Origin of the sequence: Halobacillus sp. Cin3, assembly GCF_947311855.1 — a bacterium.
Classification (GTDB): domain Bacteria; phylum Bacillota; class Bacilli; order Bacillales; family Halobacillaceae; genus Halobacillus; species Halobacillus kuroshimensis.
The window spans coordinates 21,638-43,941 of record NZ_CAMZMV010000004.1 but is presented as its reverse complement, the minus strand read 5'-3'; the positions used below and the strand labels follow the sequence as shown (position 1 = coordinate 43,941).

The window sequence follows — 22,304 nt, the reverse complement described above, 5'->3', positions numbered from 1 at the left end:
CCTCTGACGGCTGTGACTTTTTATATCAGGCAGACGTTACAATCCGCTCCGCTGATTTTCTCGCACCCGCTATATTTCTCGCTGCCGGTCCGATTTCCAGTTCTGCAAGAGCTCCTGCTACATATAACCCATTCTTCCATTCCAATGTAGTTGAAACAACAGGAAACCCGCAGGGCGCGCACGGCAGACCGACCTGTTCAATGAGGGGCTCCATCCATGCCTTACCCGGAAGGCACGTTTCCGCTCCGGTAGCCAGAACGATAGAGTCAGCGGATACAAGCTTTCCATCTTTTAATTGAAGGCCGACGCCGTTTTCCACCGTCACCGCTTTCTCCACTTCCCCTGTATGAATGTCCAGCCTGGAGGCGCGCATCTGCCGTTTCAGCTGCACATGCAGCTCTCTCGTAATAGAGCCTCTATGCCTCGCCTGATGAATAACCCGCCGGCGTTGGTCATAGCAGGTCAGTTTCTCATAGCCTTTTAAGAACTTCGGACCCAGCCACCCAGGGTCGCTGTCAAAATCCTCCACTCGGAATGGGTGGCGCTTCACTAAAGAAACCGATGAGATACCGTTTTTGTTCGACAACGTATGAGCAAGATGAGCCGCCGTCATGCCTCCTCCAACAACGATAACACGGCCTTCGTCAGGCACAGGGGTCTGCATATCAAATACATGGCTGACAGGCATCTCCTTTTTATTTGCCCACTCTGGATAATGGGGAATATGATTAACCCCCACAGCCAGGACGACCCTCTCACTTTGGACCTCAGTCCCGCCCTCAAGAGAGATGTTCCAATGATTGTGTCCTTTAGTCATTCCATTGACCGTTCCCTGCTTCCAGCTTTCCTCGAGATTTACTTCATCCATGACATCCAGGCTGTGTCGATTAAACAAATCCAATTGAGGTCTGGCATACTTCCCTCGGAAAGGCTGGGCAAAATCGTGTCCTTTGGAGTATTTACTCAGACTATAAGGATCTATATCCAGGTGATGGACAGAGGGGGATCGTAAATGAGACATCCCGATCTTTTTCGTTAACGTCTGCCACACGTGCATAGGTCCTGGAAATGGATCAATAATTAATAAATCTTCATTCCCTGCTTTCTCTTGAAGAAGCCGCCTCGCCACGCAGCACCCCTGTACACCACCGCCAATAATCACCCATTTGTACATAACCTTCAAGCTCCTTTATCTTACCAGCTGGATTTTTTCATGCCCAAGGACTGCTGGTGTTGATGTTGAATAACAACAGCCCCCCATCTTCTGACTTTAATTTATATATAAATAGCACCAAGAACAAAAAGTAATGATTACTATTTATTGAAGGGTGAATTTTTTTGATCCACCCTTTGATTCGCATTTATGCTTAAACCGTCCACTAGTTAAATAGTAATCGTTACTATTTAATGGTTTATTGATATTAAATCACAGGTTCAAAACGTTGGCAAGAAGAAAATGCAGGTTGGGTGCTCCCTACTCTTAATCAGTCCATACAAAAAGACCCGGTTATAAAAATAACCAGGTCTTTATTCATTTCCTCCGAATACCGATCGTACGACCGGCCTGCTTCGGATGCTCCTGATCCGCATGCATCTGAGAGACAGAACGAATTTTCTGCTCCACATCATCAGGAAAAGCAGACGGGCGGCCTGTCCTTTGATCCATACCCATCAGCATTTCTTCAAGCGTGGCAGTTATTTCACCATGTTGATTCTTCATCGTTAAAAACAAATGAATACGTTTGGAATCATAGTCCAGAACACGGGCGGTGATTTCAAATGGCTCGTCCTCATGCATTTCCTTCAGATAGCAGATATGCGTTTCCAATGTGAAGATCGTATACGCGTATTTGTCTCTCGCCGTTTCGTCCAGTCCGATATAATCGATAATTGCATCTGTCGCTAAGCTGAAGGCGCGGTTGTATTCAGCATCGTTCATGTGCCCGTTATAGTCCACCCACTCCGGCAGCACGCGGTCTTTATAATGAAAGGATTGTTCCATAAATCCTCCTCCTTTACCGTTTGACAGCGGTCTGTTCTTTCGGCCGGTATTCCTGTACAAGATCATACAGCTTCACTAAAAATTCGTTGCGGTTCTGATCCAGTTCAGACATCGACATGCCATTGGACTGATGCTCACACCCGGACACGACTTTGTCATACAATTCGTCCGTAAGTTCCGGTGCCTCAAGCTTCGTCCACGGCTTTTTCAAGGCTGGGCCGAACTGCTTCAGCATGTGACGCATACCACCTTCGCCTCCCGCCAGGTGGAACGTCAGGAATGGACCGTACTGGGCATAGCGCATGCCCGCACCGTGGGTGAAGGCTTTGTCGACTTCTTCCGTTGTCGCAATTCCTTCATTAACGATATGAAGAGACTCTCTCCAAATCGCTTCAATCAGGCGGTCTGCAATATGACCTTCAATTTCATGACGGACGAGCAGGACGCTCATATTCAAGCTTTCATAAAAAGCCTTCGCTTTATCTACATTCTCGCTTGTCGTCTGTTTTCCTGCTACTACTTCTACAAGAGGCAGGATATACACAGGATGGAACGGGTGTGCCACGACAAATCGTTCCGGATGCAGTAGATTCTCTTGAAGTTCAGAAGGCATAATGCCCGACGTACTTGAACCAATAATCGCATCCGGCTTGGCGTGTTTGTCAATCGTCTGCAGCACAGACTGCTTCAGTTCCTCCACTTCAGGCACATTTTCTTGAATAAAGTCCGCGTTTTTCACCGCTTCCTCTGTATCTTTTACGAATGTTAAACGATCTTTGGAAGCCCCCTCAGCAAGACCGAGTGCTTCCACATAAGGCCAGGACTGCTCAACAGCCCGGCGCATCCGTTCTTCTGCTCCTTCTGCTGGATCTGCTGCGATCACATCATATCCTTGAGCAAGCATACGAACGATCCAGCCGTTTCCGATAACTCCTGTTCCGACAATGGCAGCTTGTTTTATAGACAACATTATTTCCCTCCATGTGGGTTTCTTAGATTGAGATATTCACGCGCTTCCTGCGGGCTCATCGGCTCAAGATCCAGGCCGCGGAGCATACCTACAGCCTTGTCGACCAGCTGTTCATTCGTTGCAGGAACGCCTTTGGAAAGATAAATATTATCTTCCAGGCCGACACGGACGTTTCCACCGAGCATCGCTGATTGAGAAGCCATCGGCATCTGCATACGCCCGATTCCAAACGCTGACCAATGGGCATTCTCCGGAATACGGTTCTTCATATACATCATCGTTTCTGCATCAGCCGCCGCTCCCCACGGAATCCCAAGACAGAATTGGTACATCGGATCGCCGTCGATTAACCCTTCTTGCACCAATTGATTGGCAAAACGAATATGACCGGTATCAAAGCATTCCAGTTCCGGCTTCACACCACTCTCCTGGATCAATTCCGCCTGTTCACGAAGCCATTCTGTCGGACTCATATAAATCATGTCTCCGAAGTTCGTGCTGCCGCAGTCGAGCGTACACATTTCAGGAAGCAGTTCACCGACAGGCGCATGACGCTCAGACGGCGTCTGGATATCTGTACCGTCTCCGCCCGCGGCAGGTGTGCTCAAGCTCGGGATGAAATCCCCGCCTCCACCGGACGTAATATTGATAATGACATCCGTTTCTGATTCACGAATCCGGTCGACGATTTCACGATAGTGGTCCACATCATGACTGATGCCTCCCGTTTGCGGATCCCGGGCATGTACGTGGGCAACCGTAGCTCCCGCTTTAGCTGATTCAATCGCAGATGCTGCAATTTCCTTCGGTGTCACAGGGACGTGGGGGTTTTTCTTCATCGTATCTCCCGCTCCTGTGACCGCAGAAGTTAACAATACTTTATTTTTCATTCCAAAGGTCCTCCTTTGAATTGGTTTGTTTGATCATCCAGTTGAAACTATACCATCCGGACTGTTTAGTTTCAAATCTCTTTCAAGAATTCCCTTATCCACCAGGGATCAAAAATCCCTTTCCATCCCTTCTGTACCAATGATTCAATCGTACAAAAATTTCTTTATAAACTTTTAAAACTATTATCAAAGCACACACTAAATAAAAAACATCAAATAAACGGACCCAGATCCCCATTCCTTGAATATGTACGGACATTCTCCCTTATACGGCCCTATCCATCCATTGAAACAAAACCGTCCGGATTGTAAAGTTTACATCGGATTATCAAATTCATAACGGACTTTTTCTTAAGGAGGATTTCTATATGAAAAAACAAATCATGGATTGGAAAACGTTTGGAGGGGCCCTGGCACTACTGTTGTTCGTTTCACTGCCTCTTCTTATCTTTCCGGAACAAGGAAAGGAAATCGTCCTGGCTGCAAACGAAATCGTTACCCAGAGGCTCGGTTTCCTATTCTTATCCGTAGGCTTAGTCATGCTGCTCTTCCTCTTATTCATAGGAGTGAGCCGCTATGGTGATATCAAGCTGGGAGATGCGGATACAAAAACAGAATTCAAAACCGGCTCCTGGGCAGCGATGCTGTTCACGAGTGGAATTGGAACAGGGATTCTTTACTGGGGTGTCATTGAGTGGGCCTACTATTATCAGGGACCCCCATTCGGAATTGAAGCTGGATCCAGCGAAGCGATCCAGTGGGCATCGACCTATGGGTTTTTCCACTGGGGACCGATCGCCTGGGCAATGTTTGCCATACCAGCCCTTCCTATCGGCTACATGTTTTATGTCAAAAAAACCGATGTATTCAAAATCAGTGAAGCATGCCGTCCCGTTTTAGGAAAATATACAGATACATGGGTCGGCCGACTCGTGGATATTCTCTTCATGTTCGGACTGCTTGGTGGAGGCGGAACCGGTCTCGCTCTGTCAGCTCCTATCATTTCATCCGGACTGAATCATCTTGTAGGCCTGCCTGATACAATGATGACGAAATCCGTTGTACTAGTGATTTGCACACTGATCTTCGGACTCAGTGCCTATTCCGGGCTGCAGAAAGGAATCCGGGTATTAAGTGACATCAACTTATGGCTGGCGTTTCTACTTCTCCTATTCATTTTCATCGTTGGACCGACCACCTTCATCACAGAAACAACCGGCACCGCCCTCGGCCGCATGATGGATAACTTCTTCCTCATGAGCATGTGGTCGGAACCCTTTAACGACCTGGCCTCCTTTACACGGACCGGTTTTCCGGAAGGCTGGACGGTATTCTATTGGGCGTGGTGGATCGTTTATGCCCCATTCGTCGGCTTGTTCATCGCCCGGATTTCCAAAGGACGGACTATCCGTCAGGTCGCTTTTGGAACGGTCTTATTTGGAAGCCTGGGAACGATTCTCTTTTTCGGGATTCTAGGAAACTACTCGATGTACCTGGAGCTGAGTGGGCAATACCCTGTTATTGAAACATTAAATAATGAAGGGGCACCTGCAGCCATCATCGGAACATTAACCGAGCTTCCATTAGCCACATTTGCAATCATTGTGTTTATTTTACTGGCGACGATCTTTTTGTCGACAACCTATGATTCCGGTTCGTATGTCATTGCTTCTGTCGTTCAAAAACGGGTCGAAGGAGAACCACTTAAATGGAACCGCCTGTTCTGGGCTCTGGCATTGTCCATCCTTCCAATGATTTTCATGAATATGGGTGGATTGACGACACTACAGACCATCAGCATTGTCGGAGGCTTCCCACTGCTTGTCATCCTGCCGATTCTTGGATGGTCCTTCATCAAAATGGTCAACGAGGACCGGGCAGCGGAAGAAAAAGAAAACAAAAAGGCATCTTAAAAGGAGGGATTACGAACCGATGAAATCACGATATGAACAAGGATTGGAGATTTTAAGAGAATATACAGACGAAGAAAAAGGAACCAATCACTTTGAACTGATGAAAGCGTTGGAAGATATCTCCCCGGATCTCGGAAAATATATCATTGAGTTTGCTTACGGGGATATTTACAACCGGGATCACCTGGATAAGAAAGGGCGCGCACTTACAGTCTTATCCAGTCTTGTCACTCAAGGAAGCGGAAGTCTCCCCCAGCTCGAACTTCATATCAATACCGCCCTTAACGCAGGGCTTACGGAAAAAGAAATTGTAGAAGCGATGATGCAGTTGATTCCTTATGTTGGATTCCCCTCTGTAATCAATGCGCTGACACAGGCTCGACAAGTATTTCAGGAACGCGATAACAAACAAAAAACGTACGCATAAAAAAATCACCAGTCCCTTGTTGGGATCTGGTGATTTTTATTTAGGCCGGCTTTGTTCTTCCAACCGTTCAAGCACCTGCTCTCGAAGCGTCTGGGGTAAAACACCGAGGCCGAAAATTTCAGACAGCCATAATCCGTCTACAGCAAGACGCAGAATGGTGGCATCGACAGGATCGAGTCCATCATGTTCCATATGATACTGCCAGTCAGCATAGGTCTCCTGTAAAGGCTTCATGAGTTGAGGATTGATGCCTTGAGCGGCCAGCATCCCTCCACTGATCGTCTGGTTTTCTATACTTTTGTCGTGGAGCACTTTAATGAATGCCCGTGCCCACTTTCCGACTTCATCATCTTCTTCGTCCACAAAACTTTCCACGTTCTCTTTGTAGATGTCATTCATGTGCTGGACAAGCGCTTTCACTAGAGCTTCCTTTGTTGAAAAGTGATACAAAAGCCCGCCCTTGCTGACTTCCGCTTTTTTTGCAACGGCATCCAATGTCAATGCATCGCTTCCCTGCTCCTTCACAATCATTGCCGCTGCTTCCAGCAGTTTCTGCCGCTTCGATACCCTTGGCATATACGTCCCCTCATTTTTGTTCATTTTCCCATAATGTTATCAGTAGTCATACATTTTATCAATTTGGGATACATGGATGAATGGAAAGGCGCTGTCTGAACATGAGGCGTAATTCTCTTCCTCGTTCAATAAACTAGAATAACCAAGCAACGCATAGGAGCGATTCGTATGTTAAAAAAGTTCGTCGATCCCCTTCCCATCATGAAAACCATGCGTCCGGCAGGCTGTCTTCACGGTGTCCCCTATTTTTCAGTGACAATGAAGCAAACATTCCAGAAACTGCACCGAGACCTCCCTCCTACAAAAGTGTGGGGCTACAACGGGCAGTATCCAGGCCCGACATTTCACGTCTGGAAGCATCAGCCGATCCACGTCTTATGGAAAAATGAGCTTCCTGAGCGTCATTTTCTCCCGATTGATACGACGGTTCATGGGGCAGAAAAAAGCCAGCCGGAAGTACGGACAGTCGTACACCTGCATGGAGGAGTGACGCCGGATACCAGTGATGGCTACCCTGAAGCATGGTTCACCCGTCACTTTAAAAAAGCAGGCCCTTACTTTTCTCATCGAATGTACACCTACCCCAATCATCAAGACGCAGCCAACCTTTGGTACCACGACCATGCCATGGGGATTACCCGTCTCAACATTTACGCTGGTCTTTCAGGCATGTATATCGTCCATGATGAAAATGAAGCCCGATTGAACCTTCCCTGCGGTCCCTTCGATCTCCCATTGATCATCCAGGACCGTTCGTTCCGGGCGGATGGCAGCCTTTTCTATCCATCAAGGCCAGCCCAGCCTCAAACGGCGCCCACTCCCTCGGTCATCCCTGATTTTTACGGAGACACCATTTTAGTGAATGGGAAAGTCTGGCCCTATTTAAATGTCGAACCTAGAAAATACAGATTCCGGGTTCTGAACGGATCCAATGCCCGGATCTACCGCTTTTCCCTTTCCAACGGAGCACCTTTCATCCAAATCGGCACAGACCAGGGACTCCTTGAGACCCCGGTCCGCGTCCCCGCTCTCGTATTAGCACCTGCCGAAAGAGCGGATGTGATCATTGATTTCTCCACTTGTTATGGAAAAACCATTATTTTGGAGAACGATTTCGAAACCAAGGGTGAAAAAGCGGATCCTGAAACGACTGGAACGATTATGCAGTTCCGAGTCAACGAGAAGCTGTCATGCGGTGATCACAGCTCCATCCCTGGATGGCTCGCTCCTGTTCCAAAGTTTACACACGTGGACAGAACCCGATCACTGAAACTGAACATGCGGAAAGATTCATACGGACGGAATATTCACCTGTTGGATGACCACTTATGGTCGGATCCCGTTACTGAAGTTCCAAAGCTCGGACAGACGGAAGTGTGGAGCATCGTCAATGAAACAGAAGCGATCCACCCGATCCACCTTCACTTGGTCCGTTTCCAAATCCTTGACCGCCAGCCTTTCGATGTGGATGTTTTTAAACAGGAAGGAAAGATCATCCTTACAGGACCGCGTGCCGCTCCGGATTTGAATGAAAGAGGCTGGAAGGATACCGTTCGATCCCGTCCCGGAGAAGTAACAAGGATTATGATGCGCTTTGGCCCCTACCCTGGTTTATTTGTGTGGCACTGCCATATTTTAGAGCATGAGGACTATGAAATGATGCGTCCATACTTTATTCGGACATAAAAAAACGCATGGTTTCTTCCGCTTCAATAAAACGGGAGAAAACCATGCATCTTCCTTTACCAGCTGGCTTTTTTCACACCAGGGATCTGGCCTTTGTGAGCGTAGTCTCTGAAAGCAATACGGGACATATTGAACTTTCTCATATACCCCCGGGGCCGGCCGGTTATTTCGCAGCGGCCTTTCAAACGTGTAGGGGAAGAATCACGCGGCAGCTTTCGAAGGGCTTCATAGTCGCCCTTCTCTTTCAACTCTTTCCGCAAATCCGCGTATTTCGCTACCATCGCCTGTCTCTTTTTCTCTTTTGCTATCTTTGATGCTTTCGCCATGTTTTATATCTCCAATCTTTTATAGAAATGCTCGTCTATCCAAAAGTGTAATCATTACTATTTAATTTACATTAAATTTTTTTTTTGGGAATCTCCTGTTAAAGAGGATGCCCCAACAATTTAAAGCGTAACGATTACGCTTTAAATTGTGTAATCTTATTAAATCATAAGATCAGCCATTTGGCAAATGTCATGATCCCCCAGCCACTTCTCCTCTACGTCATCCCAAATTTCAGCACTTGGTCCGGTTACGAGACGAAAACAACCTCCATAAACTAATAGAAGCATCAAAGTCTATAATAAAAAGGAATGATCCTATGGAGAATCTATTTAATGGGAAAATCACCAAAAAGGACCTGGCCCCCTATGAGATGATCGGCGATGGAAAAGATGGGGAGATTTACAAGGTCGCCGACGACAAAGTCGTCAAATACTTCTTTAAAGAGGAAACATGGCAGCGCGAACTGGAAGCGATGAAAATCGGACAGACCTCGACCATTATGCCCCGCCTTTATGAATATGGAGAGCATTATATTGTCATGGAGTTTGTTCAGGGCATCTCTCTTGCCCGGCATATGAAGCGTCATGGATACATCGATGAAGAAATGACGGAAAAAATCCTGTTTGTGTTGGAAGAGTTCAAGCGGTTAGGGTTTAGCCGCTGGGATACAGAGGTCCGCCACATGCTGATGGATACCTCCGGCGATTTTAAAGTGATTGACCACAAACGTGCCTTCACATCGAACGCCCCTTATCCAACGAAGCTGATGAAGGGTATGAAGAAGTTTGATCTCTCCGGAGAATTCATGAAACATGTAAAAACACTCAGGCCGGATGTCTATCAAGCCTGGAAGAAAGCCAAATAAGTAAAAAAGCACTCGATACTCTTTTATAGCATCGAGTGCTTTCTACTTTATTTTCTATAAAAAAAGACTGGATCCATCCCAGTCTTTTTTCCGTTCAATTAGATTTTACGAACCGTAACATTATCAAGGTTCGTTGTGTTGATGTGGCCGTTATCATCAGCCCATACTAAGAAGTGATCGTCCGCATATACGTAGGAACCTTCATCCAGCTCTTCATCACCGGATAGAACTTCAATTTTATCACCCATGGACAAAATCTTGTTAAGGAACCCAGCCATGCTTTGGCCTTTATCTTTTTCTTTATCTTTATACATATCATTTCCCTCCTTTTCACTGTTTACTCTATTTCTATGCTGAGTCATGGAATGCGTACAGGCATATCGCTCAATTTGAGAATGTTTTCCTATTAGCCCTTGATAGATTTTCTGTTTCGGATGCCGGACAGGATATACGTTGATAGATAGATGACCACTTCTATGTGTATTCGTTCTTGTACGTATCAGAGGACAGGCCGGCTTCTGATTGTTCCTGCTCAATTTTGACGAAGTTCAAAAGCTCTTCATCCCGGCGTTCGGTGTCCTTTTTCTCACAAGTGTGGTTCCCCTTGTCCTTCCGCATGGAACATGGATCAGCCTGCTTTTTGGATATCCCCCGTTTTTTTCTGTCCCTTTTGATTTTCCTTACACTGACAGGTCCGCTTACATTGGTTACATTGATATGTCCCCTACGATCCACCCAGACGAGAACGTTGTGGAACGCTGTTATATAGGTACCTCCCCCTCCGAGCACTTGATCTCGGAAGAAGACTTCAAGATGGTCCCCCAGTTTAAACATGGACTTTAGAACATCATCCATGGCTGTGACATTTTTGTGCGGATTTCTGGAAGCATGATAATCCCGCTCCTTATCTTCAGGAACCTTTCCAGCGTTCGATGGACTGTGATTTTTTCTCATCGTCTCACCTTCTTTACATTAGAGCTATCGTTCCTAATCAATATATGATGCTGCAAAAAGGTTGTAGAGCCTATTTTCAGGGCAGCACCCGACTCCTCTCTCTATTTTTTTATTCTGAGGCTGCATTCCAATAGGGGAACAAACAGACAGGTGCCCTGTGCTCGTGTCTGTTTCGACTATCATTCGGAAGACATATAGTAACGTAATAGAGATTAGAATGAGGTGAAGAAAATGAAAGATACTGTATTGGTCATCGCTGCCCATCCGGACGACGAACTCCTTGGCACAGCAGGAACACTAAAGAGATTCACGGACCAGGGAAGTAGAGTCGTATCGATCATTACAGCAAACGGAAGAAAAGAAGAGGCTCATCACATTCAACATCTTGCCCGCAAGGCAAACCAAGAGATCGGAATTCAGGAAATGGTATTTTTAGAACACCCGAACTTGGAATTAGAAATGATGCCTCTCCATCTATTAACAAAGGAAATTGAAAAACTGATTGAGATTTACCAACCATCGATCGTATTCACCCACCACTACGGTGATGTGAATATCGATCATCTGATTACGTTCCAGGCTGTACTCACAGCCGTCCGCCCTCTCCCTGGTAAGCAGCCGATCGAGCTGATCACCTTCGAAACCGTATCATCGAGTGAGTGGAATGCACCGTCCAGTGATAAGCAGTTCAAGCCCAACTATTATGTGAATATATCTACAAAGATCGAAGAAAAGATAGCTTCCTTGAAACATTACGAAGTTGAAATGCGGGACTTTCCCCATCCGCGTTCCTATGAAGGGGTCAAACACCTGGCGAGTGTCCGCGGGATGACTATCGGTGTTCCGTACGCTGAAGCCTTTGAAGTGATCAGGAGGATATGGAAATGAAAGAATCCTATTTTCCATACCCCCATCTGATTGCCGCTCTAGATGAATATTATGGAATCAAATCAAAGCCGCTCAGCGCCTTCCTTGAAGGAAAAGATAAAAAACCACGACGGAAGAAGAAAACAAAACAGAAACCCGGACAGAAAAAATTGTCCATCCTCCTCACGACCTTTTGGGATTATCCACATACCGGCGGTCTTTCCAACTACATCACTACATTAAAAGCAGGCCTCGAATCTATGGGACATAAAGTCGATATCATCGCCCCCAGCCAATTTTCACCTAAAAAGGTACAAAAGCTCCGCGAAGCGATCGTTCCTGAATTAAAGACTTTCTTTGAACGGCGTTATGGCAGCAGTACAAGTAAAATCATCCAGAACTCACGTCTCCTCTATATCTATGAACAGATGATATCATCCGTCAAAGTGGAGAAATACGATATCCTCCACGCCCAGGATTTATTTACAGCCAACATCCTGGGAAGATTGAATGAAGGCATAGGAAAGCCGCTTCTTTTTACACCCCACGGCATGTTCACCTTCAGCAGGGTCAAATTCAACCGCATTGAAGCAGGATCCGTCGAAGAAGTGTATTACAGAAAAATGGAGGAAAAAGCCATCGACTACGCTACCCACATGGTCATTTTGAGTGACTCCTTCCGCGAACCATTGAGTTCTCTTGGGGCCAAACCGAAAAAACTGACCACGATTCATACCGGCATTGAGTTCAAAGAATTGAAGCGGAAGGACAGGAACGAGAAAGTTGTCATCGCCTGCATCGCAAGGCTGGGTCCCCGCAAAGGACATACACATCTCTTCAAGGCACTGTCGATGATCAAGCGGATTGGCCAGCAGGCAGAGGTGTGGATTGTCGGGGACGGGGAAATGCGGGAAACGCTTGAAACTGAGGCCAAATCGTTGAAACTCTCAAACGTGAAATTTCTAGGTAAACGAGAGGACATTCCTGCTATTTTGAGTAAAACCGATATTTTCGTCCTTCCTACCGTTAACGACAACCTTCCGATTTCCATTATAGAAGCGATGCACAGCGGGGCAGCTGTCTTGACTACCGACTGCGGCGGCATTAAGGAAATTGTTCATCACAATCAAACCGGTCTCGTGGTAGAACCGGGACATGTCGGCCAGTTAACCACCCAGCTCCAACGACTGCTTGGAGATGAAGCCTTACGAAAAAAGCTTGGCGGCGAGGCATATGACTATGCCAAGAAGCACCTGACACGGGAAGCAATGGTCGGCCGCGTGGAAGAACTCTACTATAACCTTCTTGATTCGGAGGGAGAATGATGTTCACACATCCAGCTGTCGTACTTGATTTAAGCGCTAACGGCGTCGGAATCATCCACACTCTTTCCCGAAAAGGGATTGATGTATATGCCTTCGATACAGAAGGGCCCTATTCCAAAGGAAAATCACGGCTCGCCCACTGCGCTGTCTGCCCAAGTCCCTTGACCCAGGAGGAAGAACTGCTTTCATTTTTAATCCAAACCTCCGAATCTCTCGATCATAAACCCGTTCTCTATGCCGGGGCGGATGATTATGTGGTGTTCATTTCCAAGTACCGCCGTGAACTATCCTGCTACTATTTGTTCTTATATCCCGATCATTCAACCATCATGGATCTGCTCGATAAAAAGAGAACGTATGAATTGGCCGTACAGCATCACGTACCGACAGCGAAAACTTTTTTTATAGAAGATGAACAGCAGCTGGATGAAGCCATCGCACAGTTGGAGTTCCCGTGTATCTTAAAGCCCGTATTCGGTCATGAATTCCGGAAACACGTCAACAAAAAGGCGATTCACATAGAGAATGCTGACATGCTGAAGGAAGTCTATCCGGCATACCGGGCCTTCGGAGAGCTGATCATACAGGAAATCATCCCCGGCGATAACCAATGCTTCTATAAAATCGCCACCTTTTTTGATGAGGACATGAGATTACTCGCCCTTTTCACCCTGCAGAAAAATCACCAGTTCCCGGCCCAGTTTGGAACAGGCGCCCATATTGTGAGCAGGAGAATTCCCGAGCTGGTGGAGGAAGGCCTGCCGCTGTTGAAAGCGTTGAACCTTAAAGGGATCGGGATGATCGAATACAAAAAAGACCCACGCGACGGCCGATACAAGCTCATTGAAATCAACCCTCGTTTCTGGCTCACCCACAGCTTAACCGGCGCTTCGGGCGTTGATTTTGCCTATTTTTACTACCTGCACCTGACAGGCCATCACCCCGCACCATCCTTACAGCAGACGGACGGTGTTCAGTGGATCTATCTTGTCCGCTATTTCCTGACCTTTCTTGAAAAAAGAAAGAACGGCGGGATGAGTGTCAAAGATTTCTTAGATGGGTTCAGGGGGAAAAAGGTTTTTGCTCTCCTTGCCCTCGATGACCCGATGCCTTTTATACGCAGCACCTTGTCCCATTTGAAGAATGCCTGGAAGAAGAACCGAAGGAGTGAGTAACCATGTATTCCGCCGCCGAACTGACGTCGATGTTTCATAAAAACCGTATTGAAGAGAAGCTCACTGCCTCTCTTGGAAAAAAAGTGTCGCTCATAGAGACTTCGATACAAAACCTGAAGTCCACGAAGCGAAGCAGCATCTATCAGCTCGACCTTCAAACACACAACCGAACCTTTCCGATCATTTTCAAAATCTATCACTCGACCAAATATAAAAATGAAATTGAGATCAATATCTACAGCAGGGCCTATCCTTTCCTGAAAGAATTTCTCCCTAACATCTATTTAGTGGAGAAACACGGGTCAGATACGTGGGTGTTTATGGAGTTTGTCCGGCAGATCCGGGGACAATTGACGTTCACCCCCGATCATTTCGATCTCATCATCCCTGCCCTTGCCAAGCTGCACGCCCACACGTACGAGGAAAAGTTCAGAAGGGAGTCCGCGGTTCTGCAGCCTTGGTTTCCCATGTACGACTCCCCCGAAATGAGAAAAGACCGGGAAAAATTCATGTCCAATACACTAACCATGCTGACGAAGGCCAAAAAGGAAAAACAGTGGAAGGATGTCATCAAACCTCATTACAAATCATTGAAAAACATGTATAAGCAGGGCCCTGATTTTTTCCCTGAACTTCTGGAAAGCGGGTTCTCCATCACCCACGGTGACCTTCACATGCAGAATATCTGTTCAAAGGATGTCCAGAGACCTACCGCCTGGCCCATTCAATTCATTGACTGGGAATCAGCGAAATTCGCCCCGTCCTGGTTCGATATGATTGTCATGGTCGAGATTTTGATCGCCTTCCGCAAAGACTGGCAGAACGACGCTGACAACATCCGCACTCGAGTCGTGGATGTTTATACAAAGGAAATGAAAAAGCATGGCATTGAGTTCCAAACGCCGCCCATGAAGCTTTATAAAATGGCCTATCTGCAGCGGACCCTTGAAAAAGGACTGCACACCCAGCTGAGGCGCATCCTTGAAAACCGTGGCGGGGAACTCCTGCCCTACCATCTGGAGAAAATAGCTGCATGGGGGAAAGAGCTGGGAATTTACAAATAGATAAGAAAGGACGAGGAAACGTGTGTGAGATGCCACCCTTCCGCATTCATCCTGCTCTTACTGCTGTGATGGATCAGTATTTTTTAAAGAATAAAGACGCCGCTCCCAACTCCCCCCCTTCCTTCCACCAGCAGCAAATGGAAGGCCGGCCACTGAAGCCTTTGACCATCTTATATGTAACGTTTCTTCGATATCCCAATACCGGCGGGCTGTCCCATTACATCACCTCATTAAAAAACGGCATGGAGGCAGCAGGGCATCACGTCGATGTACTGGCCCCCGGGCACATGTCTTCCGTGCAGCTGGAGGAGTGGATTCCGGAAGCCGCCGCCGCCGCCCGGGCGTTCATGATGGAACGCTACGGATCCACAAACGAAAAAATCATTAAGAACCTCAGCTTTCTTCATGTGTTTTCAGCGTTTCTCAAAACCCAAAACCTTGAGAAGTATGACGTTATCCACGCCCAGGACCTGTTTGCCCTTTTCCTTCTTGGAGATTTGAATCAAACGTACCAACAACCACTTTTTTTCACCCCCCACGGTTTTTTTACGAAAAGCCGTCTGACATTCAACAAAATCCAGAAAGGGTCCCTTGAAGAAGCCTATTTTACGTGTATTGAGAAAAACGGAATAGCAGCAAGTACAAAAATTATCATGATCGCTGATTCCTTCCGCCCCAATCTGATGGATCTTGGAGCTGCGGAAGAAAAGCTGGTGACCGTTCATACCGGCATCGATTTTAAACCTCTCCCCCTCCGCTCCCGTGAAAAACTCACCATGACCTGCGTTTCCCGACTGGCCCCACGTAAAGGTCATGGTTATCTGTTGGAAGCGCTGGCAAGTCTGCGGGAGTATAGGAATCATGTAGACGTATGGATTGTCGGAGATGGCGTCATGAAAGAAATCCTGATGAAACAAGCGGAAGAATGGGAGCTGGATAACGTCACCTTTTGGGGAAGACGAGACGATATCCCGTCCATCCTCTCCCAGTCAGACATCTATGTTCTGCCTACGATCAATGACAACTTCCCTTTATCCATCATCGAAGCTATGCATTCGAAGCAGGCGGTCATCTCCACCACATGTGGGGGCATACCGGAAATGGTCCACCCTGAAAAAACCGGAATTCTCTGCGAACCGGGGAATGTAGAAGAACTGGCCCGAGCACTCAAGCGTTTCATAACCAGCAAAGAAGAGCGCAGGCGGTTTGCCGAGGCCGCCGAGTCTTACGCGCGCAAGCACCTTACCAGCGATATCATGACTAAAAAAATTGAAGCCGTTTACCAGAATCATTTATATAGAAAGGAGGGTTTTCAGTGAAAGTATTAGTGACCGGTGGAGCGGGATTCATCGGCTCCCGGATTGTCCACCTGCTATTGTCAGAAGGTCACATTCCCATTGTTTTAGACGATTTCTCCAACGGACGGAAAGAAAACCTTCCATGTGGAGTGAAGGTTTTCAAAAGAAAGCTTTCATCAAAAAAAGTGAAGGATATATTCGAAAGGGAGAGGCCCGACATCGTGATGCACCTCGCTGCTCAAGTGAATGTGACGGAATCCCTTATAAAACCGGCGGAAGACGCTGCCGTTAACATTTCAGGCACCGTAAAGCTGTTGGAATACAGCAGCCGTTATGGAGTGAAAAAATTCATCTTCTCCTCCTCCAGCGCCGTTTATGGGGAGACCCGTGACACCCTCCACGAGGAGAATCCAACCAGCCCCCTATCCTTTTATGGAGCCTCAAAATCAGCAGCCGAAACGTATATCCGATTGTTCCACACGCTTCACGGCCTTCCCTACACCATCTTCCGCTATGCGAATGTCTATGGTCCCGGGCAGCGCTCCGACGGGGAAGGCGGTGTAATCAGCATCTTTGTTGAGCAGCTCTTACAGAACCAACCCCCGGTCATTTTCGGGGATGGCAGCCAGACCCGCGACTTTGTCTACGTCGATGATGTCGCGCGGGCCAACCTGCTTGCCATGACGAAGGCGGATAACCAAATCCTCAACATCGGAAGTGATACACAAACGTCGATCAACGATCTCTATTCCCACCTTTCCGAGAAGTGCGGGTTATCGATGGAGCCTGTTTATCATGAAAAACGGGAAGGTGACATCCGGCACAGCCGACTTTCCAATGAGAAGGCACGGAGCGAACTCACCTGGACTCCAGCGTATGACTTGGATGAGGGATTAGCGGAAACGGTCGATTATTTTAAAAGAATATAGGAATAACAGAAGCCTCCCCAGCACAGGGGAGGCTTCTGTTATTCCACAGGTTACAGGTTATCCTATTATTAATAGCATAAAAGGAGACTCTGCTTCTCGAATACCGAAAGGATTTAACGCTCCAATCCAGCCACGCCAAATCCTCCGGGACCTGAATGAGTGGAAATCATGGCCCCCGCCTGTATCCATGTTGTATGGTGGAACCCATACTCTTCAGCGATTACCTCCATCCGTTGCTTCACCTTTTCATCAAGACCGATGGAATAGATCATATAAAGCTGACGAGTATCCAAGTCGAATGCACTCAGGTAATCTCTCAGGAGCTTTTCAGCCGCTCCCATCACTTTTCCTCTGTACTTTTTAGTGGAAATGAGGTTTCCATCTTTCAACTCTATGCAGGGCTTTATTTTCAACAACGTGCCTACAAGAGATGCGGTATTGCTTACCCGGCCTCCAGCTTTCAAAAATTCAAGGCTGCCGGGAATGAAGGCCAGCCTTGTTTTCGGAACCACTTCCTCGATTTCCTGCAATAACTGCTTTGCATTCACGTCAGGGTCCCGGTCTAATAACTCTGCGGCATACAGGACGATCGCGGCTAATCCACCAGTCACATTCAGAGCATCAATGAGATATAGGTCCTCGAATTCTTCAGATGCGATGACGGCATGTTGAAAAGAAGAAGACGCTTTTGATGTGTAACCAATATGAATGATCGTACAGCCAGGGTACTGCTTTCTTATCTTTGTAAAGAATTGCTCATATTCATAAACATTGGTGGAGGTCGTCGTGGGAATTTGTTTCGTGCGGGTGTAATAATCATAAATCTCCTGAACAGGCAGAGAGCCATCTAAATAATCCCTGCCGTCCATAATAATGTGCATAGGAACCACTTGGATCTTGTGCTTTTCCGCTAAATCAGAGGGGATATCGGCCCCGCTTTCTGTCGATAAGATGATTTGTCCCATACTACTGCCTCCTGAATGATTAGAGATTCTTACTATCTTCTCTCCACACATTCCCTCCCCTTTCCAATTCTAAAAGCCATTGCTTTCTCGCGCTTCCTCCCCCATATCCGCCGACTGTACCATCACTGAGAATGACGCGGTGGCACGGAACAATAAGGGCGAGCTGATTAGCCCCGTTCGCTCCAGCAACGGCACGGACAGCCGCAGGTTTCCCAATGGCATGGGCAATCTCTGCATATGTGCGGGTTTCCCCTACAGGAATTCCCCTTAGTTCGTCCCATACCCTCGTATGAAAAGGAGTGCCTGTGAATGCCACAGGTGTTGTGAATTTGATTAAATTCCCAAAAAAAATACAGATGCAGTTCTTCCTCAATGGTTTGCATAGGCGGCGTTTTCCCTGGGATGATGGCGGCCTTCTTTTTTCTCCTGAGCACTTCCACTTCTTTTTCCAATCCACGCCGATCTACAAACTCCAATAGGTACAGATGCGTTTCATCTGCAACAGCAATCATCGGTCCCATCCTGGTGTCCACCCACGATGCTTTCAACAGTTGGTTTTCCTGAGCAGAGGCCGGGGACTCCCCCATGATCCGAGAAAAAGCGTCCCTAAACCCGCTGCTGGATTCGTATCCGCTGTTCAACTGCGCATCAATGACTGATTTCCCTGACCGGATTTCCTTCATCGCAAGGCCCATTCTTCGGGCCCGGGCATACTGCACAAAGGTCATGCCGAAACGTTTTTTAAACTGACGGCGAGCGGTGGACTCATCGATGGAAAGTTCGCGGAAGTCCTTTTCCCTCCATTTCTTCTCCGGGTTTTCCTCCACCGCCTGGACCAGTTTCTGCACAAGCTCAGAGACTTGATCAGGGTGGGAAAGCGGGGTACATCTTTTGCAGGGACGAAACGATGCAAGAAGCGCTTCCTGCGGGGTAAGGAAGAACTCACAATTCTCATACTTCGGCTTCCTCGCCGGACAGGTGGGACGGCAGAATACTCCCGTGCTTGTGACCCCTGCAAAGAAAAGCCCTTCATACGCTGCATTTCTTTCGAGTAAGGCTTGACAGAATTCTTTTTTCTTATCACCACTTATCATAAGAACACCTCTTTACGATTGATCAAAACCAGGATGCTTCTCTTTATTATAGAGGGAATTCCACCATCCGCAGCCGAAAATCAGGCATCGATTTGTTCTTCAAAGGCTCCTATCTTTTTATATTCGGCTCCAGAACAGCCACGTCCTGTCTATCCCATGAAAAAAAGCCTCTCAAGAGGACGGTAACTCCTGAAAGGCTTTTAGTAATGAGGACCGATATCCACGCCTACTCTTCTTCATTCACTCCAAGCGTCATGCCACCATCCACAACAATTTCCGTTCCGGTACAATAGGAACTTTCATCTGAGGCTAGAAAAGCAGCCACACGGGCAATTTCAACCGGCTGGCCGATACGCCCAAGAGGGACCGAATCATAAAACGAGGGAACACCCTGCCCCTGGGTAGCCATTTCCGTCTCAATACCGCCGGGATGGATCATATTCACCCGGATTCCCTTCTTACCGAGCTCAATCGCTGCCGCTTTGGACATCGCGACCACCGATGCTTTCGTCGCGGCATACGCCGATGACTTGGCAATCGGAGAAAACGAGGAAATAGATAAATTGTTGATGATGGAACCTTTTCTCTGTTTTTCCATTTGAGGCGTAACAGCCTTCATTCCTCGAAAGACACCAAGCTGATTCACATCAATCATTTGCTGATATTCAGCCATCGTAATCTCTTCAAATGGTTTGCGGATCAAGACACCTGCGTTATTGATGAGAACGTCAATGGCTCCGAACTTCTCTACAATTTCTTCTACGGCCCCGTCCCAATCCGGATCTTTCGTAACATCCAGTTTTACGGGATAGGTCTCATCGATTTCGTTTGCTGTTGCTTGAGCATCTTCCCATTTCCTTGCGCCTACAATCACCTTTGCCCCAAGAGAGGCAAGGTGCTCCGCCATCGCTTTTCCCTGTCCGCGATTGGCTCCCGTGATCAAAATGACTTGGTTCGTTAAGTCAGCCATGTATATACCTCCATGTGTTCTTTTATGATTCAGGCTTTAACTCCAGCTTTATTCTTATACGTAAAAACCTGATTATACGGAAAGAAGTGGTTCTTGTCTAATCACCTATTCTCATTCAAGAATTATTGCCCCTGTGGCTTAATCATTTCCCACACTCCAGAGGCATACCAATCAAAAATAAGCTGGAGACGGTCATATCCGTCCCCAGCTTATCCTCGCATATATATTTATCGTGAACAATGATGATCAATGCGCCATCATTTCATGAGCGATCTCCTGGCCATCCAGGTCTGATGGATAATACGTCGGCCAGTTTGTCACTTCGTCCAATAGAGCTTCACGGTCATCTCCCCAGTAGAGGTGGTAGTGGTCCGCATCAGTTGGAGTGATACTGTGATCGCTGAATTGGATGTATTGAGGAAGATCCCCATCCTCTTCCGTTAACTCATAAATATAACGGACCCCTCTATTGCCAGCTTCATAGGTAAGGATTTCATAACCATCATAGGTATATGTCCCCGACGACTTTTCTCCATTTTCGAAGAACGTTACGTCATTTCCCTCAAAAATAATGCGTTCCACATCGGTTTCGTAACCGATCTTATAGTACTCTTTATATTCTTCTGCTGTCATATCACCGTCATTCTCAGCCTTATGAGCAAACACTTCATCAAGTGTTCCGTCCTGAAGGTATGGATATACAGACTGCCAGTCTCCTTCCCAGTCTGTCAGTTCACGATCCTTCACCTGCTCATCTTCAAAGTACCCATCATAAATCTGCTGGGCTTCTTCGTCATCCGCATGGCCATGGTTATGGTTGTGTTCGCTGTGTTTTTCTGATTCAGAAGATTCCTCTGAATCAGATGGTTCTCCGGATAACCCTTCTGTCAATACTTCTAAATTCCGCTTCATGAGAGTGAAATAATCTTCTTCATTGTTTATATCTTCTTCCGTCAACACAGACAAATTATGAAGACGCAGAGCTTCTGCCCCAATTTCTTTTCTAACGATGTCCGCAACTTTAGGCGTGACATTCTGCTCAAAGAATACGTGTTTGATGTTATGCTGTTCAGCCGTTTTAATGATTTCTTCCAAATCTTTTTGAGAAGGTTCATTGGTTGGACTTAAACCAGAAACAGAAACCTGCTCGACGCCGTAGGATTGTTCCCAATATCCATAAGCGGCATGAGACACGATGAATTTATTCTTTGGTGCTGTTTCCAGCTGATCGTGAAATTCCTGATCCAGACCTTCAAGGTTGCTTTTTAGTTCCTGGAAGTTTTCATTATAGGTATCTTCCTGCTCAGGATTCAGTTCAACCAGTGTATCTTTAATATTCTCAGCCACCTGAATAGAAAGGATAGGATCAAGCCAGACGTGCGGGTCCTGGTCCCCGTGGTTATGTCCAGCGTGTTCATCTTCATGGCTGCTTCCTTCTTCCTCCTCATGAGCATGTTCGCCCTCATGATTTTCTTCTTCTTCATGAGCATGTTCATCCTCGTGAGTTCCTTCTTCTTCCTCATGGTTATGAGCATGCTCTTTTAATTCAATCCCCTTGGATGCTTCCAGAATTTTCACATCTTCAGATTTAATAGAATCTGAGATTTTTTCTGCATAGGGTTCTAACCCGGCACCGTTGTAAATAAATGCGTCTGCTTCTGCCATTTCAATCATTTCTTTTGATGTTGGTTCATATGTGTGAGGGTCTGAACCCGGAGGCAGAATCGATTGCACATCCGCCTGCTCCCCTGTAATCTGCTCGGCAAAATACTGAAGAGGGTAAACCGTCGTATAAATACTCAACGCTTCACTTGAACCATCGGACTGTTCCCCTTCTTCACTATTGCTTGATTCTTCTTCTCCACATGCTGTAAGTAATAAAATGAATGCAAAAATGCTAACTGCACCAATCATTTTTTTCATTGTTTCTCCTCCTCCTAATGTACCTCAATTATTCTATCGTAATGATTACTATTTGTAAATGGTAATCATTACGATTAATTAACA

Annotated in this window: 21 protein-coding genes and 1 pseudogene; 10 read left to right on the top strand and 12 right to left on the bottom strand. The window is 46.8% G+C overall.

Features of this window, described 5'->3' with window-relative positions:
- Nucleotides 1-25: 25 nt before the first annotated feature.
- The 4 genes from QMA39_RS13330 to QMA39_RS13315 all read right to left on the bottom strand — a co-directional run bounded on the left by QMA39_RS13330 (nt 26) and on the right by QMA39_RS13315 (nt 3,862).
- Nucleotides 26-1,174, bottom strand: a complete 1,149-nt coding sequence (locus tag QMA39_RS13330) for an FAD/NAD(P)-binding protein (RefSeq protein ID WP_281659016.1) — start codon at nt 1,172-1,174, stop codon at nt 26-28.
- 357 nt (nt 1,175-1,531) lie between these two features.
- A complete protein-coding gene (locus QMA39_RS13325; protein ID WP_281659015.1) occupies nt 1,532-2,002 on the bottom strand; it encodes a thioesterase family protein in 471 nt (156 codons plus the stop codon).
- Between the two features lie 13 nt (nt 2,003-2,015).
- Nucleotides 2,016-2,963 carry a 3-hydroxyacyl-CoA dehydrogenase NAD-binding domain-containing protein gene (locus tag QMA39_RS13320; RefSeq protein WP_281659240.1) on the bottom strand — a complete coding sequence of 316 codons (948 nt, stop codon included), beginning with the start codon at nt 2,961-2,963 and terminating at the stop codon, nt 2,016-2,018.
- An 8-nt stretch (nt 2,964-2,971) separates the two neighbouring features.
- Complete coding sequence (locus tag QMA39_RS13315; protein ID WP_027955599.1) at nt 2,972-3,862, bottom strand: 3-keto-5-aminohexanoate cleavage protein; 891 nt, start codon at nt 3,860-3,862, stop codon at nt 2,972-2,974.
- A 368-nt stretch (nt 3,863-4,230) separates the two neighbouring features.
- On the opposite strand from QMA39_RS13315, the gene QMA39_RS13310 reads away from it, so the two are divergent.
- Both QMA39_RS13310 and QMA39_RS13305 read left to right on the top strand, forming a co-directional pair.
- On the top strand, nt 4,231-5,775 hold the full coding sequence (locus QMA39_RS13310; protein ID WP_051254705.1) for a BCCT family transporter: 1,545 nt from the start codon (nt 4,231-4,233) through the stop codon (nt 5,773-5,775).
- A 19-nt stretch (nt 5,776-5,794) separates the two neighbouring features.
- A complete protein-coding gene (locus QMA39_RS13305) occupies nt 5,795-6,202 on the top strand; it encodes a carboxymuconolactone decarboxylase family protein (protein WP_027955598.1) in 408 nt (135 codons plus the stop codon).
- 36 nt (nt 6,203-6,238) lie between these two features.
- Here the strand turns inward: QMA39_RS13305 and QMA39_RS13300 are convergent, their stop codons facing one another.
- Nucleotides 6,239-6,778 (bottom strand): TetR/AcrR family transcriptional regulator, encoded by a 540-nt coding sequence (locus QMA39_RS13300; protein WP_027955597.1) that lies wholly within the window; start codon nt 6,776-6,778, stop codon nt 6,239-6,241.
- Between the two features lie 168 nt (nt 6,779-6,946).
- Between QMA39_RS13300 and QMA39_RS13295 the strand changes: the two genes are divergently transcribed.
- The gene (locus tag QMA39_RS13295) at nt 6,947-8,464 is read left to right on the top strand and encodes a multicopper oxidase (protein ID WP_281659014.1); all 1,518 of its coding nucleotides are present in this window, start codon (nt 6,947-6,949) and stop codon (nt 8,462-8,464) included.
- A 56-nt stretch (nt 8,465-8,520) separates the two neighbouring features.
- Here QMA39_RS13295 and rpsN read toward each other — a convergent pair whose 3' ends face one another.
- Complete coding sequence (rpsN, locus tag QMA39_RS13290; protein ID WP_027955595.1) at nt 8,521-8,790, bottom strand: 30S ribosomal protein S14; 270 nt, start codon at nt 8,788-8,790, stop codon at nt 8,521-8,523.
- A 317-nt stretch (nt 8,791-9,107) separates the two neighbouring features.
- Here rpsN and QMA39_RS13285 point away from each other — a divergent pair, with 317 nt between their 5' ends.
- Nucleotides 9,108-9,656: a kinase gene (locus tag QMA39_RS13285; protein ID WP_281659013.1), complete on the top strand. Its 549-nt coding sequence runs from the start codon at nt 9,108-9,110 to the stop codon at nt 9,654-9,656.
- 98 nt (nt 9,657-9,754) lie between these two features.
- On the opposite strand, the gene QMA39_RS13280 is transcribed toward QMA39_RS13285, so the two are convergent.
- Both QMA39_RS13280 and QMA39_RS13275 read right to left on the bottom strand, forming a co-directional pair.
- Nucleotides 9,755-9,970, bottom strand: coding sequence for a hypothetical protein (locus tag QMA39_RS13280; protein ID WP_035532206.1), 216 nt, complete (start codon nt 9,968-9,970; stop codon nt 9,755-9,757).
- Between the two features lie 160 nt (nt 9,971-10,130).
- Complete coding sequence (locus tag QMA39_RS13275) at nt 10,131-10,610, bottom strand: hypothetical protein (RefSeq protein WP_281659012.1); 480 nt, start codon at nt 10,608-10,610, stop codon at nt 10,131-10,133.
- A gap of 231 nt (nt 10,611-10,841) precedes the next feature.
- Here QMA39_RS13275 and QMA39_RS13270 point away from each other — a divergent pair, with 231 nt between their 5' ends.
- From QMA39_RS13270 to QMA39_RS13245, 6 genes are read left to right on the top strand one after another with little or no spacing between them, the layout of a single operon-like run.
- Nucleotides 10,842-11,498 (top strand): PIG-L deacetylase family protein, encoded by a 657-nt coding sequence (locus tag QMA39_RS13270; protein ID WP_281659011.1) that lies wholly within the window; start codon nt 10,842-10,844, stop codon nt 11,496-11,498.
- A complete protein-coding gene (locus tag QMA39_RS13265) occupies nt 11,495-12,802 on the top strand; it encodes a glycosyltransferase family 4 protein (RefSeq protein WP_281659010.1) in 1,308 nt (435 codons plus the stop codon). The genes QMA39_RS13270 and QMA39_RS13265 overlap by 4 nt, the downstream gene beginning before the upstream one ends.
- Nucleotides 12,799-13,977: a carbamoyl-phosphate synthase gene (locus tag QMA39_RS13260; protein WP_281659009.1), complete on the top strand. Its 1,179-nt coding sequence runs from the start codon at nt 12,799-12,801 to the stop codon at nt 13,975-13,977. The genes QMA39_RS13265 and QMA39_RS13260 overlap by 4 nt, the downstream gene beginning before the upstream one ends.
- A 2-nt stretch (nt 13,978-13,979) precedes the next feature.
- Nucleotides 13,980-15,041 (top strand): phosphotransferase, encoded by a 1,062-nt coding sequence (locus tag QMA39_RS13255; RefSeq protein ID WP_281659008.1) that lies wholly within the window; start codon nt 13,980-13,982, stop codon nt 15,039-15,041.
- 29 nt (nt 15,042-15,070) lie between these two features.
- Nucleotides 15,071-16,360, top strand: a complete 1,290-nt coding sequence (locus QMA39_RS13250) for a glycosyltransferase family 4 protein (protein WP_281659239.1) — start codon at nt 15,071-15,073, stop codon at nt 16,358-16,360.
- Nucleotides 16,357-17,268: an NAD-dependent epimerase/dehydratase family protein gene (locus tag QMA39_RS13245; RefSeq protein ID WP_281659007.1), complete on the top strand. Its 912-nt coding sequence runs from the start codon at nt 16,357-16,359 to the stop codon at nt 17,266-17,268. The genes QMA39_RS13250 and QMA39_RS13245 overlap by 4 nt, the downstream gene beginning before the upstream one ends.
- A gap of 113 nt (nt 17,269-17,381) precedes the next feature.
- Here the strand turns inward: QMA39_RS13245 and QMA39_RS13240 are convergent, their stop codons facing one another.
- The 4 genes and pseudogenes from QMA39_RS13240 to QMA39_RS13225 form a co-directional block, all read right to left on the bottom strand.
- Entirely contained in the window at nt 17,382-18,233 is an 852-nt protein-coding gene (locus QMA39_RS13240; RefSeq protein WP_281659006.1) for a DegV family protein, read from the bottom strand.
- A 19-nt stretch (nt 18,234-18,252) separates the two neighbouring features.
- Nucleotides 18,253-19,327, bottom strand: a pseudogene (locus tag QMA39_RS13235) (trifunctional transcriptional activator/DNA repair protein Ada/methylated-DNA--[protein]-cysteine S-methyltransferase).
- Nucleotides 19,328-19,553: 226 nt separating this feature from the next.
- Nucleotides 19,554-20,297 carry an SDR family NAD(P)-dependent oxidoreductase gene (locus tag QMA39_RS13230; protein ID WP_281659005.1) on the bottom strand — a complete coding sequence of 248 codons (744 nt, stop codon included), beginning with the start codon at nt 20,295-20,297 and terminating at the stop codon, nt 19,554-19,556.
- 246 nt (nt 20,298-20,543) lie between these two features.
- Nucleotides 20,544-22,220: a ZinT/AdcA family metal-binding protein gene (locus tag QMA39_RS13225; protein WP_281659004.1), complete on the bottom strand. Its 1,677-nt coding sequence runs from the start codon at nt 22,218-22,220 to the stop codon at nt 20,544-20,546.
- Nucleotides 22,221-22,304 lie beyond the last annotated feature (84 nt).

Coding starts and splice junctions, on each gene's coding strand:
- QMA39_RS13330 (WP_281659016.1), bottom strand. CDS start 1,174: ATGTACAAATGGGTGATTATTGGCGGTGGTGTACAGGGGTGCTGCGTG.
- QMA39_RS13325 (WP_281659015.1), bottom strand. CDS start 2,002: ATGGAACAATCCTTTCATTATAAAGACCGCGTGCTGCCGGAGTGGGTG.
- QMA39_RS13315 (WP_027955599.1), bottom strand. CDS start 3,862: ATGAAAAATAAAGTATTGTTAACTTCTGCGGTCACAGGAGCGGGAGAT.
- QMA39_RS13310 (WP_051254705.1), top strand. CDS start 4,231: ATGAAAAAACAAATCATGGATTGGAAAACGTTTGGAGGGGCCCTGGCA.
- QMA39_RS13305 (WP_027955598.1), top strand. CDS start 5,795: ATGAAATCACGATATGAACAAGGATTGGAGATTTTAAGAGAATATACA.
- QMA39_RS13300 (WP_027955597.1), bottom strand. CDS start 6,778: ATGCCAAGGGTATCGAAGCGGCAGAAACTGCTGGAAGCAGCGGCAATG.
- QMA39_RS13295 (WP_281659014.1), top strand. CDS start 6,947: ATGTTAAAAAAGTTCGTCGATCCCCTTCCCATCATGAAAACCATGCGT.
- rpsN (WP_027955595.1), bottom strand. CDS start 8,790: ATGGCGAAAGCATCAAAGATAGCAAAAGAGAAAAAGAGACAGGCGATG.
- QMA39_RS13285 (WP_281659013.1), top strand. CDS start 9,108: ATGGAGAATCTATTTAATGGGAAAATCACCAAAAAGGACCTGGCCCCC.
- QMA39_RS13280 (WP_035532206.1), bottom strand. CDS start 9,970: ATGTATAAAGATAAAGAAAAAGATAAAGGCCAAAGCATGGCTGGGTTC.
- QMA39_RS13275 (WP_281659012.1), bottom strand. CDS start 10,610: ATGAGAAAAAATCACAGTCCATCGAACGCTGGAAAGGTTCCTGAAGAT.
- QMA39_RS13270 (WP_281659011.1), top strand. CDS start 10,842: ATGAAAGATACTGTATTGGTCATCGCTGCCCATCCGGACGACGAACTC.
- QMA39_RS13265 (WP_281659010.1), top strand. CDS start 11,495: ATGAAAGAATCCTATTTTCCATACCCCCATCTGATTGCCGCTCTAGAT.
- QMA39_RS13260 (WP_281659009.1), top strand. CDS start 12,799: ATGATGTTCACACATCCAGCTGTCGTACTTGATTTAAGCGCTAACGGC.
- QMA39_RS13255 (WP_281659008.1), top strand. CDS start 13,980: ATGTATTCCGCCGCCGAACTGACGTCGATGTTTCATAAAAACCGTATT.
- QMA39_RS13250 (WP_281659239.1), top strand. CDS start 15,071: ATGCCACCCTTCCGCATTCATCCTGCTCTTACTGCTGTGATGGATCAG.
- QMA39_RS13240 (WP_281659006.1), bottom strand. CDS start 18,233: ATGGGACAAATCATCTTATCGACAGAAAGCGGGGCCGATATCCCCTCT.
- QMA39_RS13230 (WP_281659005.1), bottom strand. CDS start 20,297: ATGGCTGACTTAACGAACCAAGTCATTTTGATCACGGGAGCCAATCGC.
- QMA39_RS13225 (WP_281659004.1), bottom strand. CDS start 22,220: ATGAAAAAAATGATTGGTGCAGTTAGCATTTTTGCATTCATTTTATTA.